General features: G+C 72.1%; 15 protein-coding genes. 7 read left to right on the top strand and 8 right to left on the bottom strand.

Annotated features, from left to right (window positions below; all coding sequences use genetic code 11):
* Positions 1-95: 95 nt before the first annotated feature.
* Positions 96-2,909 carry a preprotein translocase subunit SecA gene (gene secA / locus AB0M18_RS33475; RefSeq protein ID WP_365764731.1) on the bottom strand — a complete coding sequence of 938 codons (2,814 nt, stop codon included), beginning with the start codon at positions 2,907-2,909 and terminating at the stop codon, positions 96-98.
* Positions 2,910-3,205: 296 nt separating this feature from the next.
* On the opposite strand from secA, the gene AB0M18_RS33470 reads away from it, so the two are divergent.
* A complete protein-coding gene (locus AB0M18_RS33470; protein WP_365764729.1) occupies positions 3,206-3,826 on the top strand; it encodes a GNAT family N-acetyltransferase in 621 nt (206 codons plus the stop codon).
* Between the two features lie 32 nt (positions 3,827-3,858).
* Complete coding sequence (locus tag AB0M18_RS33465) at positions 3,859-5,022, top strand: crosslink repair DNA glycosylase YcaQ family protein (protein WP_365764727.1); 1,164 nt, start codon at positions 3,859-3,861, stop codon at positions 5,020-5,022.
* 28 nt (positions 5,023-5,050) lie between these two features.
* Here the strand turns inward: AB0M18_RS33465 and AB0M18_RS33460 are convergent, their stop codons facing one another.
* The 7 genes from AB0M18_RS33460 to AB0M18_RS33430 all read right to left on the bottom strand — a co-directional run bounded on the left by AB0M18_RS33460 (position 5,051) and on the right by AB0M18_RS33430 (position 13,103).
* A complete protein-coding gene (locus AB0M18_RS33460) occupies positions 5,051-5,806 on the bottom strand; it encodes a response regulator transcription factor (protein ID WP_365764725.1) in 756 nt (251 codons plus the stop codon).
* A gap of 231 nt (positions 5,807-6,037) precedes the next feature.
* Positions 6,038-6,718 (bottom strand): ribosome-associated translation inhibitor RaiA, encoded by a 681-nt coding sequence (gene raiA / locus AB0M18_RS33455; RefSeq protein ID WP_365764723.1) that lies wholly within the window; start codon positions 6,716-6,718, stop codon positions 6,038-6,040.
* Positions 6,719-7,049: 331 nt separating this feature from the next.
* Positions 7,050-7,868: a ComF family protein gene (locus AB0M18_RS33450; protein WP_365764721.1), complete on the bottom strand. Its 819-nt coding sequence runs from the start codon at positions 7,866-7,868 to the stop codon at positions 7,050-7,052.
* 215 nt (positions 7,869-8,083) lie between these two features.
* The gene (locus AB0M18_RS33445; protein WP_365764778.1) at positions 8,084-9,850 is read right to left on the bottom strand and encodes an LpqB family beta-propeller domain-containing protein; all 1,767 of its coding nucleotides are present in this window, start codon (positions 9,848-9,850) and stop codon (positions 8,084-8,086) included.
* A gap of 97 nt (positions 9,851-9,947) precedes the next feature.
* Positions 9,948-12,050: an MtrAB system histidine kinase MtrB gene (gene mtrB / locus AB0M18_RS33440; RefSeq protein ID WP_365764719.1), complete on the bottom strand. Its 2,103-nt coding sequence runs from the start codon at positions 12,048-12,050 to the stop codon at positions 9,948-9,950.
* Position 12,051: 1 nt separating this feature from the next.
* Complete coding sequence (gene mtrA / locus AB0M18_RS33435; RefSeq protein WP_009333493.1) at positions 12,052-12,729, bottom strand: two-component system response regulator MtrA; 678 nt, start codon at positions 12,727-12,729, stop codon at positions 12,052-12,054.
* Between the two features lie 224 nt (positions 12,730-12,953).
* Entirely contained in the window at positions 12,954-13,103 is a 150-nt protein-coding gene (locus AB0M18_RS33430; protein ID WP_365764717.1) for a hypothetical protein, read from the bottom strand.
* A gap of 255 nt (positions 13,104-13,358) precedes the next feature.
* Here AB0M18_RS33430 and AB0M18_RS33425 point away from each other — a divergent pair, with 255 nt between their 5' ends.
* Genes AB0M18_RS33425 through AB0M18_RS33405 form a run of 5 tightly spaced genes read left to right on the top strand, consistent with a single transcriptional unit; the run spans position 13,359 to position 18,754 of the window.
* Positions 13,359-14,576: a hypothetical protein gene (locus tag AB0M18_RS33425; RefSeq protein ID WP_365764715.1), complete on the top strand. Its 1,218-nt coding sequence runs from the start codon at positions 13,359-13,361 to the stop codon at positions 14,574-14,576.
* A 4-nt stretch (positions 14,577-14,580) separates the two neighbouring features.
* Entirely contained in the window at positions 14,581-15,258 is a 678-nt protein-coding gene (locus AB0M18_RS33420) for a DUF4129 domain-containing protein (RefSeq protein ID WP_365764713.1), read from the top strand.
* A complete protein-coding gene (locus AB0M18_RS33415) occupies positions 15,255-16,466 on the top strand; it encodes a DUF4350 domain-containing protein (RefSeq protein WP_365764711.1) in 1,212 nt (403 codons plus the stop codon). The genes AB0M18_RS33420 and AB0M18_RS33415 overlap by 4 nt, the downstream gene beginning before the upstream one ends.
* Positions 16,463-17,446, top strand: a complete 984-nt coding sequence (locus AB0M18_RS33410) for a MoxR family ATPase (RefSeq protein ID WP_365764709.1) — start codon at positions 16,463-16,465, stop codon at positions 17,444-17,446. The genes AB0M18_RS33415 and AB0M18_RS33410 overlap by 4 nt, the downstream gene beginning before the upstream one ends.
* A 12-nt stretch (positions 17,447-17,458) precedes the next feature.
* Entirely contained in the window at positions 17,459-18,754 is a 1,296-nt protein-coding gene (locus tag AB0M18_RS33405; RefSeq protein ID WP_365764707.1) for a DUF58 domain-containing protein, read from the top strand.
* Positions 18,755-18,903 lie beyond the last annotated feature (149 nt).

Genomic DNA, 18,903 nt, shown 5'->3' with positions numbered 1-18,903 from the left:
GAACGACCGGCGTGAACGGCCGGCGTGAACGGTCTGCCGCAACAGACGAGAAGGGGCCGGTCGCCCAAGCGGCGACCGGCCCCTCCCCCACGTCACTACTTCTTGCGGCGACGCCCGCCCGCGTTCTTCTGCGCCTTCCGGCGCTCCGCCCGCGTCATGCCGTCGCCCGCGTCCGCCGGCTCGCCGTCGGAGGCGAAGTCGCCCTCGACGACCGACCCGTCACCGTCGACCTTCGGCGCCGAGAAGTGCAGCCGGTCCGGCCGCTGCGGCGCGTCCAGGCCCTTCGCCCGGATCTCCGGACGCCCGGCACCCGCCGCCACCGCGTCCTGCTTCTCCAGGGACGGCGCCGCCTCCTGCACCGGGACCTCCTCGACCTGCTGCTCGACCTGGACCTCCAGGTTGAACAGGTAGCCGACGGACTCCTCCTTGATGCCCTCCATCATCGCGGAGAACATGTCGAAGCCCTCACGCTGGTACTCGACCAGCGGGTCCTTCTGCGCCATCGCGCGCAGGCCGATGCCCTCCTGGAGGTAGTCCATCTCGTAGAGGTGCTCGCGCCACTTGCGGTCCAGGACCGACAGCACGACCCGCCGCTCCAGCTCGCGCATGATGTCCGAGCCGAGCTGCTTCTCGCGCGCGTCGTACTGGTCGTGGATGTCGTCCTTCACGGACTCCGCGATGAACTCCGCGGTGATGCCCGCACGGTCGCCCGCCGCGTCCTCCAGCTCGTCGACCGTGACCTTCGCCGGGTAGAGCTGCTTGAACGCGCCCCACAGCCGGTCCAGGTCCCACTCCTCGGCGAAGCCCTCGGCGGTCTCCTGGCGGATGTAGTCGTCGATCGTGTCGTCCATGAAGTGCTGCACCTGCTCGTGCAGGTCCTCGCCCTCCAGGACGCGGCGGCGCTCGCCGTAGATGACCTCGCGCTGCCGGTTGAGCACCTCGTCGTACTTCAGGACGTTCTTGCGCGTCTCGAAGTTCTGGGACTCGACCTGCGCCTGCGCGGACGCGATCGCGCGCGTCACCATCTTGTTCTCGATCGGCACGTCGTCCGGGACGTTGGCCATGGCCATGACCCGCTCGACCATCTGCGCCTTGAACAGACGCATCAGGTCGTCGCCGAGCGACAGGTAGAAGCGGGACTCGCCCGGGTCGCCCTGACGGCCGGAACGACCGCGCAGCTGGTTGTCGATACGGCGCGACTCGTGGCGCTCGGTGCCGAGGACGTACAGCCCGCCGAGCTCCTTGACCTCCTCGAACTCCGCCTTCACGGCCTTCTCGGCCCGCTCCAGCGCGCCCGGCAGGGCCGCCGCCCACTCCTCGACGTGCTCGACCGGGTCCAGGCCCGCCTGCCGCAGCTCCGCCTCGGCGAGGTCGTCGGGGTTGCCGCCGAGCTTGATGTCCGTACCGCGGCCGGCCATGTTCGTGGCGACCGTGACGGCGCCCTTGCGGCCCGCCTGCGCGACGATGACGGCCTCGCGCTCGTGGTGCTTGGCGTTCAGCACCTCGTGCGGCACGCCGCGCTTGCTGAGCTGCTGCGACAGGTACTCGGACTTCTCGACGGACGTCGTACCGACGAGGACCGGCTGGCCCTTCTCGTACTTCTCCGCGATGTCGTCGACGACGGCGGCGAACTTGGCGACCTCGGTCCGGTAGATCAGGTCCGGCTGGTCCTTGCGCTGCATGGGCTTGTTCGTCGGGATCGGCACGACGCCCAGCTTGTAGATCTGGTGGAACTCGGCCGCCTCGGTCATGGCCGTACCGGTCATGCCGGAGAGCTTGTCGTAGAGGCGGAAGAAGTTCTGGAGGGTGATCGTGGCGAGCGTCTGGTTCTCGTCCTTGATCGGCACGCCCTCCTTGGCCTCGATGGCCTGGTGCATGCCCTCGTTGTAGCGGCGGCCGGCGAGGATACGGCCGGTGTGCTCGTCGACGATCATGACCTCGCCGTCGATGACGACGTAGTCCTTGTCCTTCTTGAACAGTTCCTTGGCCTTGATGGCGTTGTTCAGGTAACCGACGAGCGGGGTGTTCACCGACTCGTACAGGTTGTCGATGCCCAGCCAGTCCTCGACCTTGGCGACACCGGACTCGTGGATGCCGACGGTGCGCTTCTTCTCGTCGACCTCGTAGTCGCCGGTCTCCTCGATGCCCTTGAGCGGGTTGCCGGGCTCGCCCTTGACGAGGCGGGTGACCAGCTTGGCGAAGTCGCCGTACCACTTGGTGGCCTGGTCGGCCGGGCCGGAGATGATCAGCGGCGTACGGGCCTCGTCGACCAGGATCGAGTCGACCTCGTCGACGCACGCGAAGTTGTGGCCGCGCTGCACGAGCTCGTCCTGGGACCACGCCATGTTGTCGCGCAGGTAGTCGAAGCCGAACTCGTTGTTCGTGCCGTACGTGATGTCGCACGCGTACTGCTCGCGGCGCTGCGCCGGGGTCATGTTCGCGAGGATGCAGCCGACGTTCAGACCGAGGAAGCGGTGGACGCGGCCCATCATCTCGGAGTCGCGCTCGGCCAGGTAGTCGTTCACCGTGATCAGGTGGACGCCCTTGCCGGACAGTGCGTTCAGATACGCCGGGAGGGTACCGACGAGGGTCTTGCCCTCACCGGTCTTCATCTCGGCGACGTAACCGAGGTGGAGGGCGGCACCGCCCATGATCTGCACGTCGTAGTGGCGCTGGCCGAGAACGCGCTTGGCGGCCTCACGGACCGTGGCGAACGCCTCCGGAAGCAGGTCGTCCAGGGACTCGCCGTCCTGGTAGCGCTGCTTGTACTCGTCCGTGAGCGCCCGCAGGTCGGCGTCGGAGAGGTTGACGAAGTCCTCTTCGATGGAGTTGACCTGGTCCGCGATGCGGTGCAGTTTGCGCAGGATCTTGCCTTCGCCTGCACGCATGAGCTTGTGGAAGACGGACACTGAGGCTGGTCTCCTTGCCGGTCGGGCCTGGCACTGGGTCTTGTCATGACTCGGGCGCGGGCACGGCAGGTGGTCCCCACCGCAACGGCCATCGTAAGCGAGACCACCCTCACGGAGGGAGGCCCGCAGTGCCGGAGCAGTGGCGGAGCGCTGCGGGACGGGTGCGGGGCCGGTGCCGAGGGGCCCGCTCCCGCCCGTGACACCTCGCTCCCTGACCAACGCACGAGGCCGCCGGAAGGTGCCGCCCGCTGCGAAAAGTGTTCGCACCCGGTCCGGCGGGACACCAGAATTCCGTCATGGAACCCATCACCCTCGCCACGGCCAGACTGCGCCTGCGCCCCTTCACCCCGGACGACGTCGACCCTGTGTACGAGGCCTGTCAGGACCCCGACATCCAGCGCTGGACCCAGGTCCCCTCGCCGTACACCCGCGAGGACGCCGAGTTCTTCGTGACCCGCATCGTCCCGGACGGCTGGCGCGCCGACAGCGACTACGCCTTCGCCGTCGAGCCGCTGGAGGGCGGCCCGCTGGTCGCCGCCATCGGCCTGCACGCGCGCGGGGAGGGCATCCGCGAGGTCGGCTTCTGGACCGCCAGGGAGCACCGCGGCCGCGGTTACGTCACGGAGGCCGTGGGCGCCCTCGCCCACTGGGCCTTCGCCTCGCTCGGCGTCCACCGCCTGCTGTGGCGCGCCGAGGTCGGCAACGCGCCCTCCCGGGCCGTCGCCGAGCGGGCCGGTTTCGTCGTCGAGGGCGTGGAGCGCGCCGGGCTGCTCAACAAGGGCACGGCCCGCGACTGCTGGCTCGGCGCCCTGCTCCCCTCCGACCTGGACCTGCCGTCCCCCGTGCCGTACCTCCCGGCGAAGGCCGCCGCCGGGGCCGGGGCCGAGGCCTCCGCGAGCACCGTCACGCGGGCCTGAGCACTGTCAGTGCCAGGGCCTAGGGTCGGAGCATGACGACCGCCCCGCGCCCCGCTGCCGAACTGTCCGCCGACGAAGCCCGCCGGATCGCCCTGCGGGCCCAGGGGTTCCTCGGCGCCCCGGACCGCCGGGCCGGGGTGCGGGGTGTGCTGCGCCACCTCGGGCAGGTCCAGCTGGACACGATCTCGGTCCTCGCCCGCTCGCACGAGCTGATCGCGTACGCGCGCCTGGGCGCGGTCGGCCGCCGCACCGTCGAGGAGGCGTACTGGACCGACGGCCACGCCTTCGAGTACTGGTCGCACGCCGCCTGCATCCTGCCCATCGAGGAGTGGCCGCACTTCGCCTTCCGCCGCCGCGCCTACCGCGACCGCCCGCACTGGAACCACGAGCTGTCGGACGACGCCTACCAGGCGGTGATCTCCCAGCTGAAGACCGAGGGGCCGCAGACCGCCACCGAGCTGGGCGGCGCCAAGAACAAGGGCGAGTGGTGGGACTGGTCGGACTCGAAGATCGCCGTCGAACGGGCACTGATGTTCGGCGAGGTGGTCGTGACCGAGCGGCGCGGCTGGAAGCGGGTCTACGACCTGGCGGAGCGCGCCGTGCCGGACGCGCTGCTGCACGACGACCTGGACGACAAGGAGTGTCTGCGCCGCCTGGTGCGGCAGGCGGGCGAGGCGCTCGGCGTCGGCACCCGCGCGGACCTCGCCGACTACCACCGGATCAAGGGCGAGGCCTTCGACGCGGTGGTGGCGGACTCGGGTCTGGTGCCGGTGACGGTCGCGGGCTGGGGGAAGCCGGCCTGGGCCGATCCGGCGGCGCTCGCCACCGAGCCGCGCGGCCGGCACCGCACGACGCTGCTCTCGCCCTTCGACTCGCTGATCTGGGAGCGGCCGCGCACCGAGCGCGTCTTCGGCTTCACGCACCGCCTGGAGGCGTATGTGCCGAAGCAGAAGCGGGTGTACGGGTACTTCGCGATGCCGGTCCTGGCCGGCGGCCGTCTGGTGGGCCGGGTGGACCCGGCGCGTGACGGGCGCACGCTGGTCGCCCGGCAGGTCACCCTGGACGGCCCCAAGGCGGTCCCGGCGGTGGCGCAGGCGCTGCGCGAGGCCGCGGAGTGGGTCGGCTGCGACGCGGTGGCGGTGGAGCGGGTCGACGCGCCCGAGCTGGCCCCGGCGCTGGTGAAGGCCCTGGGGTAGGTCTCGAAGCAGTCCTGGGGGCCGTGCCTCAGCGGATCTCGAGGATCTTCTCCCGCATCGCGTAGACCACGGCCTCCATCCGGGAGTGCAGCTGCAGCTTCTCCAGGATGTTGCGGACGTGGTTCTTCACGGTGTTCTCGGAGATGAACAGCTCCTTGGCGATGTCCCGGTTGTTCATCCCGGTGGCGACGAGCTTGAGGACCTCCAGCTCGCGGTCGGTGAGGCGCGGCGCGGGCACGAGCCGGCGCTCGTCGGTGCGCTGGATCATCGACTTGAACTCGGTGAGCAGCTTCGAGGCCATCGAGGGGCTGATCTGCGACTGCCCGTCGGCGACGGCGCGGATCGCGGTGGCGACCTCGTCGGTGGAGATCTCCTTGAGGAGATAGCCGGTGGCGCCCGCCTTGATCGCGTCGTAGAGGTCGGCCTCCTCGTCGCTGATCGTCAGCATGATGATCTTCGCGCTGGGGGCGACCTCCTTGATGGAGGTGCACGCCTCGATTCCGCCGCGCTTGGGCATGCGGACATCCATCAGGACGATGTCGGGCAGGAGATCGGCGGCCTTGTCGACGGCCTCCGCGCCGTCGCCCGCCTCGCCGACGACCTGGATGTCCTCCTCCTGCGCGAGAACGATCTCCAGGCCGCGGCGGAAAAGGGCGTGATCGTCCACGACGAGGACCCGGATCGGCTCGTCGCGTGACGCCCCGTTGGCCGAATCCATTCCCTCCGGGTTCACCGGCTCGTCGAGCGTTCGCCCGCCGTGCACCGGCCCGAAGCTGTCCGCCATCGTTCCTCCCCCATGAAGGCCGTGGCCTGAAGTCGTGTACTGGTTCGCTTTCCGTCCGCCAACCGCTGCCCGGGGAGCACCGGTTGGGGTGCGCCCCATGCTTTCATGCCGCGGCCCCGGTGCGGTGATCCCGTGGGCGCACGCCGGCGCACAGGGGTGCCCCTGGGAGCGCGCGGGGCGCTCCAGGGGCACCGGGGTCATGGTCCGCGGCCGGGGCGCGGCCCGGGGCGATCAGCCGCCGAGCGCGCCGCCCGCGCCGCCGCCCTCGGCGAGCGGGTCGCTCTCGAGGTGGATGACGCCGTAGTCGTAGGCGTGTCGCCGGTAGACGACACTGGGCTGCTTGGTGTCGGAGTCGACGAAGAGATAGAAGTCGTGCCCGACCAGCTCCATCTCGTAGAGCGCCTGGTCGAGGCTCATGGGGGCGGCGCTGTGGGTCTTCTCCCTGACCACCAGCGGCCCTTCGCCCTGGACCTGGATCGAACCCATCATCGTGGTGGGCACGTTCTCGGACTCGTCGGCGACCAGCTCGCCGCTGCCGTTGAGCTGGGCGGCGCCGTGCACCACGTCGCCGACCTCGGCCGCCGACAGCCGGCCGGCGCCGCGGCGGGTGAACCGCTTGTCGTGCTGCTTGCGCAGTCGGGCCTCCAGCTTGTCGCTGGCGAGGTCGAGCGCTGCGTACGGGTCGCCTGCCGCCGCTTCGGCCCGGATCACCGGGCCTCGGGAGTGGAGGGTGATCTCCACGCGGTCCGACCTGTCGGCCTGCCGCGGGTTGTGCTCCTTGGACACCTCGACGTCGAGGCTGATCACCTTGCCGTCGAGCTTCTGGATCTTCTCCAGCTTCAGCTTCTCGGCCACGTGCTTCCGGAACCGCTCGGGCACCTCGGTCTTGCGGCCCTTGACGACGATGTCCACGCAGAACTCCGTTCCCGGATTGCCCGTCCCGGCTCCTTGGCCCGGCGGGCTTCATCCCTTTGCACCAGGCTCCGGCGATTACCGGAACCTCGGACTTGGCGACCTGACCTCCTCCTCCCCAGCCGACAAGCTCCCCACCCCATCAACCAGAGGTTAATTCGCCTTGAACTCCTGTCCTGTAGGCGCACCCGTGCATTCGATGAGGTGTGGCATTCGCCATTCCTCACAACCGAACATAGCTCGTTCGGACGGGTGTCGGCACCCGCTGGAGCCGGTTACCTCCGTTCGGGTGCATTCACCTCTCACCACCTGCAACGATGCAACTTCCCCGTCAGTTCCGGTTTATTTCGAACGAGGACGGAGAAGATGCGACTACCGCCGCCGCGGCCTGTTCGAATTGCCCTTCCACAGGTCCTCCTGCCGCTCCTCCCTTCGGCCTGTCCGGTAATCCCGGAAACATGAACGGACGGTGTACGGAGCGGTGGCCGTGCCCCGCCGCCGCGAGCGCCCGCGCCGCCTCCGCGAGCGAGGCCCCGGTGGTCATCAGGTCGTCCACGAGGACCACCCGCGCGCCCGCCCGCACGGCCTCGCCGAGCGGCCGCACCCCGTGCGCCGCCACCTCCAGCGCCCCGGCCAGGTTCGCTCGCCGCCCGCGCGCGCCGAGCCCGGCCTGGTCGGCCACCTCCCGCCGCTGCCGCAGCACCGGCAGGACCCGCGCCACCCGTCCCGTACGCCGCAGCCGGCCCGCCGCGGCCAGGGCGATCCGCCGCGTCGGATCATGGCCACGCGCCCGCACCGAGCGCCGCGAGGACGGCACCGGTACGAGAAGCAGCGGACCGCCCCCGAGCCCGCCCCGGCCCCCGGCGGCGGCCGTCACGGCCCCGGCCAGCGCCACGCCGAGGGGCCCGGCGAGCGGCAGCGCACCGCGCTCCTTGTGCGCGAGGAGCACGGCCCGTGTCGCGCCCTCGTAGGCGGCCGCCGCGAACACCACCGGCAGCCCCGGCGGCTCCGGCGCCGGCCGCACCCGGTGGGGGGCGCCGCCGGTCAGTTCGGCCTCGCACGGCGGGCACAGCGCCGTACGGGGACTCCCGCAGCCTCCGCAGGAGCCCGGCAGCACCAGCCCGGCAATCTCTCGCCACCACCCCCGCATGGCTCCACTGTCCTCCTGCCCGACGGCTGCGGCCACCCCTGTGGACAACGCCCTGTGGACAACGCGAGAGGAAAGGAGAAAGGGCCCCGTCCGCAGGACGCGGACGGGGCCCGAACGGCCCGGAGGAGTGGGGCCGGACGGCCCCCGGGACGGGACCCGGGACGGGACGGCCCCAGGCCGAGGCCCCCGCGCGGGCGGCCCAGGGGCGGGCGGCCTCAGCCCGGGTAGACCGGGGAGCCGCCCTCCTTCACCACCGGCTGCCAGTTCGCGCCGGGGACCAGCCGCACGATGCCGTCGTTGCCGGAGTCGGCGACCACCGGCGCCTGTTCGCCGTGCGGCGCGGCCACCGCCTCGACGCCGTTCAGGCCCGGCAGGACGGAGGTCGCCGAGGTCGAGCCGTCCGTCTGTACGTACCGCACCTGCTGCACCCCGCCGGCCTCCGTACCGACCACCACGAGCCGGCTCGGCCCGGCCCACGAGACGGAGGTGACCGACTCCAGGCGCGGCGCCGCGTTCTCCAGGTCCGTCACGGCGACCGACTGCACGCCGTCGTCGAAGGTCCGCTCGACCCGCCCGATCTGCAGGGTGGTCCGCTTGTCCTGGGTGACGAGCAGCGCGATGCGCACCCCGTCGGCGGAGATCCGCAGCGACTCGATGCGCGCGCCGTCCCGCAGCCACGGCGTGGCGACCGCGATCCGCTCGCCCCGGCCGCCCGGCACCATCCACAGGCGCGGCCTGAGCGGGTTGCGGTCGGCGACCCACAGGTCGCCCCGGCCGTCCCAGCTCGGCGCCGAGAGACGGTTGTCGGGCTGGGCGGCACTGCTGGTGACGACGGGGGCGGGCAGCTCCTCGTCGGTGGTGAGGGAGCCGACACGCAGTTCGCGCCCGTCCTGGCCGACGCCCGCCGCGTGGCTCTCCTCGCGGTCCACCGCCACCGACTGCAGCGGGACCGTGCCCTTGCCGAAGGGCCCGGTCACCTCGGACGGCTTGTCGGGCCGCTGCCCGCCGACCGACAGCATCATCAGCTTGCCGTGCTCGTCGACGAAGTAGGGGTTCTCGCCGCTGCCGGGATCGCGGACCGGCGAGTACTCGTCGATCGCCTGCCCCTTGCCGAGCAGGCACAGCCGGTTGCCCTCGCTGCCCTGGATCTCCACCTGCTCGACCCGTACCGAGGTCAGGTCGCGCAGCGTGAACAGCAGCTGCGCCGCCATTCCCTTGCAGGCGGCCGCGCCGACATGGTCGGCCTTCTTGTTGAGCGGCACCTTCAGGGTGGACTGGTCGTCCGTGGCCAGGGTGGTGACGCCCTCACGCAGCTGCGTCCCGGACGGGAAGCGGGTGTCGACGGCCGGATCCAGCCAGCCGGTCGGGCCCTCCAGAAGCGCCTTCACGGTCTGCGCCACCGCGTCCATGCGGGTGACCGGATCCTGACGCTGCCGGATGTAGACGGGGTCGGCGACGACCCAGTTCTCACCGGAGGCGAAGTAGTACTTGTTGACCGGGCGGTAGTTACGCAGGAAGTCCGCCTCGCCGAGCACCAGGCCCTTGGGCAGGCTGTCGATGCGCCATTCCCTGGTCTTGCCGTCCGCCGAGGGCTGCTGCACCACGTGGATCGACTGGGTGTACTCGGCCGGCGCCTTCGGCTGGTACGCGTGGCTCGCGTCGACCGTCGCGATCTGCCGCCCGGAGAGCGGGAAGGTCCGGCCCTTGCTCTCGGGGTCGGCGAGCCGCACGGCCGGGTCGCGGCCGGGCGCGTTGGTGAGCACCGCGATGCTCTCCTCCGGCTTCCAGCTGCGCGCGGCCTGCTTCGTCAGGTACTTCCGCGCCGTGGCGAAGCCGGGGTCGTCACTCGTCATGGCCTCCAGGAAGCCGTCGACGATCTCGTCCGGATCGGCGTTCTCACGGGGCGCGACCGCGTACACCCGCACCTGCGAGTCGCCCGGGTTCGAGGCCTTCACGGCCTGGACGTCACCGCTGTCGGGCATGGTCGCGCAGCCGGCCACGAGCAGCGAACCGCACGCCGCCAGGACCGCGCCCCGCACCGGCCTTCCCCGCCCCAGGGTCTCCCGCTTCCCTCGAAGGTCAGCGCCCACCAGTTCCGTCCTCCCGCTCGGCGCGCGTCGACGCCATCGCCTCACCACCGTCGCCGTCCCCGACCCCGGATCCGGGCCCGGTTCCGGCCGCGGCGTCCTCGGCCCCGTCGGCGGACCGGGCCACCACCCGGGCACCACTGCCCGGCAGAGCCGTCGGGTCGGCCGTCGCCCGCGGCACGGCGGGCATCCGCGGCGGTACGGGCAGGGCCGGTCGGTCCCCGGCGGGCTGCACCGGCACCGCCGAGAGCCGCGCCCCGGCAGCCGTACCGGCGCCCGTCCCGGCCGCGGCCCGGTCACCGGACCTCGGGGTAGCGCCCACACCGCCTGTCCCGCCCGCGGCGAGCGCGGCCTGCTCGCGGTTGCGCCGCGAGTCCTCCGGCTCCAGTGGGATCGGGGAGCCGCGCAGCGGCTCGTCCGCGGTGCGCGGCAGGGTGAGCCGGAACTGCGAGCCGCCGCCCGCCTCGCCCCACGCCTGGAGCCAGCCGCCGTGCAGCCGGGCGTCCTCCACCGCGATCGACAGGCCCAGGCCCGTACCGCCGGTGGTACGCGCGCGAGCCGGGTCGGCGCGCCAGAAGCGGTTGAACACGCGGGTGGCCTCGCCCGGCTTGAGGCCCACGCCGTAGTCGCGTACGGCGACGGCGACGGCCCCGCCGGCCGCGGCCAGCTTCACGACGACGTCCTGGCCCTCGCCGTGCTCGACGGCGTTCACGACCAGGTTGCGCAGCACCCGCTCGACCCGGCGGGCGTCCGCCTCGGCCACCACCGGCTGCTCGTCGCCGGTGACGACGATCCGGCAGCCCTTGCGCTCGGCCAGCGGCTCGGCGCCGCCGATGACCCGCCGTACGACCTCGCGCAGATCGATCGGCGCGGCCTCCAGGGCCGCCGCGCCCGCGTCGAAGCGGCTGATCTCCAGGAGGTCGGAGAGCAGCGACTCGAAGCGGTCGAGCTGGTCGCCGAGGAGCTCGGCGGAGCGCGCGGTCACCGGGTCGAAGTCGGCGCGCGCGTCATGGATGACGTCGGCCGCCATCCGTACGGTCGTCAGCGGGGTGCGCAGCTCATGCGACACGTCCGAGACGAAGCGCCGCTGCATCCGGGACAGCTCCTCCAGCTGCTGGATCTTGAGCTGGAGGTTCTGCGCCATCTTGTTGAAGGCCTCGCCGAGGCGCGCGATGTCGTCCTCGCCGGTGACCTTCATACGTTCCTGGAGCTTGCCGACGGACAGCCGCTCGGCGATCCCGGCGGCCATCCGCACCGGCGTGACGACCTGCCGCACCATCAGCCACGAGATGGCGCCGAGCAGCACGACCACGAACAGGCCGGCGGTCGCCAGAGTGCCCTTGACCAGGGCGAGGGAGTCCTCCTCCTGGGTCAGCGGGAAGAGGTAGTACAGCTCGTACGGAGTGCCGTCGGCGTCGTTGAGCCGCTTGCCGATCACCAGGCCGGCCTCGGAGTTCTTGCCGCTGGTGTAGTGGATGCGCGCGAACTTCTGGAAGGTGCTGGTGCCCTGCGCGACGTTGTGCCGCAGGTCGGCGGGGATGCTCGTGGTCGGGTCGACCTCGCCGGAGGCGCGGGCGCCGCGGCTGGCGGTGTTGCCGGTCTCCAGGGACAGCGCGACCACGTTGTAGGCGCTCTGGCCGCCGCTGGCGAGCTGCTCGACGAGCGTCGAGCGCCAGTTCACGGACGCGCCGGCCCGGCCGCCGTCCTGGGCGCCCGGCTGGGAGGGCGTGGTCGCGGCCCGGTCCTGAGCAGCGGAGAACCCCCCGGCCGCCTGGCTCTGCGCCGCCTTCTCCTTGGCGTCGAGCAGCCCGTTGCGCACCTGGCCGATGACGACCAGGCCGAGGAGCAGCACCACTCCGATGGACATGAGCAGGGTGCCCGCGACGACCCGTATCTGCAGATTGCGCCGCCACAGGCGTACGGCGGGCAGCAGCGGACGGCGCACCCAGCGCACGACGAGCCGGAACACCGGCCCGCCGGGGGCCCCGTCCTGGAGCAGACGGCCGAAACGCGAGCCCCCCCGTCCCGGTCCGGCAGCCCGCCCCGTACGGACTCCCGGGTTCCCGGGCTTCGGAGCAGTACTGCCTGCACTCATGTCAGCTCGGTCCTGCCTTGTATCCGACACCGCGGACGGTGACCACGATCTCCGGGCGCTCGGGGTCCTTCTCGACCTTGGAGCGCAGCCGCTGGACATGCACGTTCACCAGACGGGTGTCGGCGGCGTGCCGGTAGCCCCAGACCTGCTCCAGGAGCACCTCACGCGTGAACACCTGCCACGGCTTGCGGGCGAGGGCGACGAGCAGGTCGAACTCCAGCGGCGTCAGGGCGATGGACTGCCCGTCCCGCTTCACGGAGTGACCGGCCACGTCGATCACCAGATCGCCGATGGCCAGCTGCTCGGGCGCCGGCTCCTCCGACCTCCGCAGCCGCGCCCGGATACGGGCGACGAGCTCCTTCGGCTTGAACGGCTTCACGATGTAGTCGTCGGCACCCGACTCGAGCCCGACGACGACGTCGACGGTGTCGCTCTTGGCCGTGAGCATCACGATGGGCACCCCGGACTCGGCGCGGATCAGCCGGCACACCTCGATCCCGTCCCGCCCGGGCAGCATCAGATCGAGCAGCACCAGATCCGGCTTGGCCTCCCGAAAGGCGGCAAGCGCCTTGTCGCCGTCCGCGACGAACGACGGCTCGAACCCTTCACCTCGCAGCACGATGCCGAGCATCTCGGCCAGTGCGGTGTCGTCGTCGACGACGAGAACGCGTCCCTTCATATCGACATCATCCCATTTCCGTATCAGTCTCAAGGCGGCTGGTGAGATACCTCACTGACCTGCGGTGACGTCCGTGAATACCCGCCGTGAACTGCCGGTTTCTGTGGGTGTCGACGTCAGACAGAGATGTCAACCCGTGGCCCCCGTGGTCGCCCTGCACCGTACCTTGTGCCAGGCCGTATGGCCCATGGGCGACCTGGCCTGATCCCGAGCCCCGGCCGCGCTCAGCCGGCAAGAGCCGGGTCGCCGATGAGGTCCCCCTGCTTGCAGTCCCCCGGCTTGTCGCCCACAGCGGTGCGGGCAAGCAGGACGGGCAGGCCCCGGAATTCCCCGAACACATGGACGGGAACGGAGTGGCGCAGGAGGAGGCGCACAGGTGTCGTCCTTGCTGTAGAGGTCATGTCATCGACAAGTCGCGCCAAGCTACACGGCCGGATGCACGCGGCCAGAGCGGCGTGTGGCCCCGTCGCTTTCCGCGAGGAAGGTGCCGGAGTGCGCCCGGGCCCGCCCGCGGGAGGGCCCCGCGTGGCACGATGGCTCCCGGCCCGGCGCCCGGACAGGCGTACGGCCGCAGAGACCGAGCCGGTTCGCCGATCCGGCCCCGCGACCATTCCTCGAGGTGGACGACCGTGAACGACACTCCGGGCTGGACCTCGCCCGGATCTGCTCCCTCCGACGGCCAGGACGGCGCGGGGGTCCCCCGGCCCGCCTCGCCCGGCGACGCGAACGGCTCCGCCCCCCAGTGGTCGAAGGAGCAGCCGCCCGCCGGCCAGTGGCAGTCGCCGACCGCTCCCAGCGCCGGTGCCGACACTCCGCCGCATACCCCAGCCCGCGCCCACAGCGGTGGCGGCCAGGGCACGCCGCCCCCGTACGGACACTGGGGCCCGCCGCCCGCCGCCAAGCCCGGTGTGGTGCCGCTGCGCCCGCTGACCCTCGGCGACATCCTCGACGGCGCCGCGGCGACCATGCGCCGCTACTGGCAGACGGTCCTCGCGATCAGCCTCGGCGTCGCGGTCGTCGCGCAGCTCGCGGACATCCTCAGCGTGCGCTTCCTGGCCCCGGAGCCCGTGGCGATCGACCCGGACGCCACCCCGGCCGAAGCCCTCTCGCAGAGCGTCGCGTCCCTGAAGAACGCGCTGGCCGAGTCCGGCCCCTCGTACATCGTCATGATCGCCGCCGGCCTGATCTGCTCCGCGCTGCTCACCGTCGTCATGAGCCGGGCCGTCCTCGGCCGCCCGGTCACCCTCGGCGAGGCCTGGCGGGACGCCCGCCCACGGCTGCTCCAGCTCCTCGGCATCACGGTCCTGGTGGTCGCCCTCTCCGTCGCGATCATGCTCGTGGGCGTACTGCCCGGACTGCTCCTCGGCGGCAGCGCCGGTGCCGGACTGGCGTTCGTGGGCGGCTTCTGCGCCTTCGTCGCCGTCATCTGGCTGACGATCGCCCTCTCCCTCGCCTCCCCCGCCCTGATGCTGGAACGCCAGGGCGTGATCAAGGCGATGAAGCGGTCCATGAAGCTGGTCCAGGGCTCCTGGTGGCGCATCTTCGGCATCACCCTGCTCACCAACGTCATGGTCGCCGTCTTCACGATGCTGGTCGCCATCCCGTTCGTCATCCTGGCGACGGCCGTCTCCGGCAGCGGCCTCGACTCCTTCATGGAGGGCAGCGTCCCGGAGACCGGCTGGACCTTCCTGATCATCATGGGCATCGGCGGCGTCATCACCAGCGCCCTCACCTACCCGCTGACCTCCGGCGTGACGGTGCTCCTCTACATCGACCAGCGCATCCGCCGCGAGGCCCTCGACATCGAACTGGCCCGCGCCGCCGGACTCCCCGGCTACGGAGGCTGATGGCGTGACCATCACGGGGGGTACGGCCGGTGACATACCGGTCGACATTCCGCGCACCCCCGCCCAGGAGGCGGCGGAGCGCGAACTGTCCAAGCCGATGTACCACGAGAACGATCCCAGCCTGCTCCAGCGCGTCCTCGACCGCTTCTGGGAGTGGGTCGACGACCTCTTCGACGCCGCCTCCGGTGCGACACCGGGCGGCACGGTCGGCCTCGTGACCGTCGTCATCGTCGTACTCGCCCTGATCGCCGCCCTCTGGTGGCGCCTCGGCACCCCCCGCCGCACTCCCACCACCGGCGGCGACTCCCTCTTCGACGACGGCCCCCGCACCGCCGCCGAACACCGGGCCGCCGCCGCACGGCACGCCTCCGCCGGCCAGTGGAACCAGGCCGTCCAGGAACGCATGCGCGCCATCGTCCGGGCCCTCGAGGAACGCACCCTCCTCGACCCGCGACCCGGCCGCACCGCCGACGAGGCCGCCGCCGAGGCCGGCCGCCAACTCCCCGCCCACGCCGACGCCCTGCGCGCCGCCGCCCGTGCCTTCGACGACGTCACATACGGCGGCCGCAGCGCCGACGAACCCGCGTACCGGCGCATCGAACAACTGGACACCGCCCTGGAGCGGGCCAAGCCGGTCCTGGCCACGAGCGCCGCCGGCGGCTTCACGGAGGCGCCCCGATGAGCCGCGCCCCGAAGACCCGGTCCGCCACCTCCACCTCGCTCACCCCCCGTCAGCTGTGGAACCGCGCCCGCGGCGCCCTGCTGCTCCTCGCCCTGGCCCTGATCGGCGGCCTCGTCCTGGCCACCGTCCGCTCCTCCGACCACGGCGGCCGCCTCGACCCACGCTCCGCCGACCCCTACGGCAGCCGCGCCGTCGCCGAACTCCTCAAAGCCCGGGGCGTCACCATCGACGTCTTCGACACTCTCACCGACGCCACCACCGCCACCGGCGACGACACCACCCTGCTCGTCACCACCCCCGACCTGCTGACCCCGGAACAGCAGTCCACGCTGTACGGGGCGATGAGCCGCTCGGCCGGCCGAACCGTCCTGCTGGGCGCGGGCGCCGCGAGCCTCGACACCCTCGCCCCGGGCATCGAAGCCGACCTGAGCGCCGCCGTCGCCACCCGTGGTCCTGGCCCCCGCTGCACCCTGCCGGCCGCCACCCGCGCCGGCACCGCCGACCTCGGCGGCGAGCGCTACCGCACCGGCGTCACCACCGCCGACTCCTGCTACCCCGCCGACGGCCTGCCGACCCTGGTCCGCGTCCCCGGCCCGGGCACCGCCGACACGGTCCTCGTCGGCTCCCCCGAACTCCTCTACAACAAGCGCCTCGCCCAACAGGGCAACGCGTCCCTCGCCCTGCAACTCCTCGGTTCCCGACCGCATCTCGTCTGGTACCTCCCCTCGCTCATCGACGTGCCCGCTGACCCCGAGGCCACCGACGACCCCGGCTCCGCCTTCCTCGACCTGATCCCCTCCGGCTGGCTGTGGGGCACCCTCCAACTCGCCGTCGCCGCCGTACTCGCCGCCGTCTGGCGCGCCCGCCGCCTCGGCCCCCTCGTCCCCGAACGCCTCCCCGTCGCCATCCGCGCCTCCGAGGCCACCGAGGGCCGCGCCCGCCTCTACCGCAAGACCGACGCCCGCGACCGCGCGGCCACCGTCCTGCGCACCGCGACCCGCGGCCGGATCGCCCCGCTCCTCGGCCTCCCCGCCAAGGACGCCCACACCCCCGAACTGCTCCTCCCCGCACTCTCCGCCCGGATCCCCACGACCGCCGGGGCGATCCACCGGGCCCTCCTCTTCGGCCCGGCTCCCGCCGACGACGCCGCCCTCGTCCGCCTCGCGGACCAACTCGACGCCCTCGAAAGAGAGGTACGCACCTCATGAGCGCCCCGACCCCCGAGACCATGACGAGCTCGGACAGCGCCCGCGCCTCCCTGGAGGCCCTGCGCACCGAGATCGGAAAGGCCGTGGTCGGCCAGGACCCGGCCGTCACCGGTCTCGTCGTCGCCCTGCTCTGCAAGGGTCACGTGCTGCTCGAGGGCGTCCCCGGCGTCGCCAAAACCCTCCTGGTGCGGGCCCTCGCCACGTCGCTCGAACTCGACACCAAGCGCGTCCAGTTCACCCCCGACCTCATGCCGAGCGACGTGACCGGCTCCCTCGTCTACGACACCCGGACCGCCGAGTTCTCCTTCCAGCCCGGCCCGGTCTTCACCAATCTGCTGCTCGCCGACGAGATCAACCGGACGCCACCGAAGACCCAGTCCTCGCTCCTGGAGGCCATGGAGGAGCGCCAGGTCACCGTGGACGGAACCCCCCGCCCGCTGCCCGAGCCCTTCCTCGTCGCCGCGACCCAGAACCCCGTCGAGTACGAGGGCACCTATCCGCTGCCGGAGGCCCAACTCGACCGCTTCCTGCTGAAGCTGACGGTCCCGCTGCCCTCACGCGAGGACGAGATCAGCGTCCTCACCCGTCACGCCCAGGGCTTCGACCCGCGCGACCTGAAGGCCGCCGGAGTCCGCCCCGTCGCCGGCCCCGCCGAACTCGCGGCCGCCCGCGACGCGGTCGCCAAGGTCGCAGTCTCCGCCGAGATCGCCGGCTATGTCGTCGATATCTGCCGTGCCACGCGTGAATCCCCCTCGCTCACCCTCGGCGTCTCCCCCCGAGGAGCCACCGCCCTGCTCTCCACGGCCCGGGCCTGGGCCTGGCTCACCGGCCGGGACTACGTCACCCCGGATGATGTGAAGGCCCTGGCGCTGCCGACCCTCCGGCACCGTGTCCAACTGCGGCCCGAGGCCGAGATGGAGGGAGTCACCTCCGACTCCGTCCTCAACTCGATCCTCGCCCACGTCCCCGTACCTCGCTGAGAACGGCACCCCATGGCCCTCACCGGACGAACCGCCCTGCTCGCCGCCATCGGGTCGCTCCCCGTGGGCATCCTCGCGCCCAGCTGGACGGGGATGCTCGCGGTGAACGCGCCACTCACACTCGCAATTCTGTGCGACTACGCGATGGCCGCGCCAGTGCGAAAGCTCCAATTCACCCGAACCGGTGACACAACGGTTCGACTCGGTGACGCGGCCGAGGTCCGACTGACCGTCACGAACCCGTCCCGCCGCCGACTTCGCGCCCAACTCCGCGACGCCTGGCCCCCGAGCGGCGCCCAGAACCCCACGCGCCAGAAGCTGACGGTCCCCGCCGGCGAACGCCGCCGCATCACCACGACCCTGCGCCCCACCCGCCGCGGCGACCGCCGAGCCGAACGCGTCACCGTCCGCTCCTTCGGCCCCCTCGGCCTCGCCGCCCGCCAGGGCAACCACGAGGTCCCCTGGACCGTGCGGGTCCTGCCCCCCTTCACCAGCCGCAAGCACCTCCCCTCGCGCCTGGCCAGGCTGCGCGAACTCGACGGCCGCACCAGCGTCCTCACCCGAGGCGAGGGCACCGAGTTCGACAGCCTCCGCGAGTACGTCCCCGGCGACGACACCCGCTCCATCGACTGGCGGGCCACCGCCCGCCAGACCACCGTCGCCGTCCGCACCTGGCGCCCCGAACGCGACCGCCACATCCTTATCGTCCTCGACACCGGCCGCACCTCCGCCGGCCGCGTCGGCGACGTTCCCCGCCTCGACGCCGCGATGGACGCAGCGCTCCTGCTCACCGCGCTCGCCTCCCGCGCCGGCGACCGCGTCGACCTCCTCGCCTACGACCGCCGCCTCCGCGCCCAGGTCCAGGGCCGCTCCGTGAACGACGTCCTCCCGGCCGTGGTCGACGCCCTGGCCCCGCTCGAACCCGAACTCGTCGAGACCGACGCTCGCGGCCTCGCGGCCACCGCCCTGGCCCGCGCCCCGCGCCGTTCCCTCATCGTCCTCCTCACCGGCCTGGACGCCGCCCCCGTCGAGGAAGGCCTGCTCCCGGTCCTCCCGCAGCTCACGCAGCGCCACACCGTCCTGGTGGCCTCCCCCTCCGACCCGCACGTGGTCCAGATGACCGGTACCCGAGGCACGATCGAGGGCGTCTACGAGGCCGCCGCCGCGACCCAGACCCAGTCCCAGCGCCTCCGTACGGCGGAACAGCTCCAGCGCCACGGCGTCACGGTCGTTGATGCGACCGCGGATGCCCTGGCCCCCGCGCTGGCGGACACCTATCTCGCGCTGAAGGCCGCCGGCAAGCTCTGAGGGCGGGCCGGGCAACAGGCCTCGGCCGGAATCCGGGGGGGGATTCCGGCGGTGAACGCAGAAAAGCCCCGCACCAGAGGTGCGGGGCTTTCCCACAATGATTGTTCGGCGGCGTCCTACTCTCCCACAGGGTCCCCCCTGCAGTACCA

It is taken from the genome of Streptomyces sp. NPDC051909, assembly GCF_040681095.1.
GTDB lineage: Bacteria > Actinomycetota > Actinomycetes > Streptomycetales > Streptomycetaceae > Streptomyces.
This window is presented reverse-complemented; position numbering and strand designations above follow the sequence as displayed.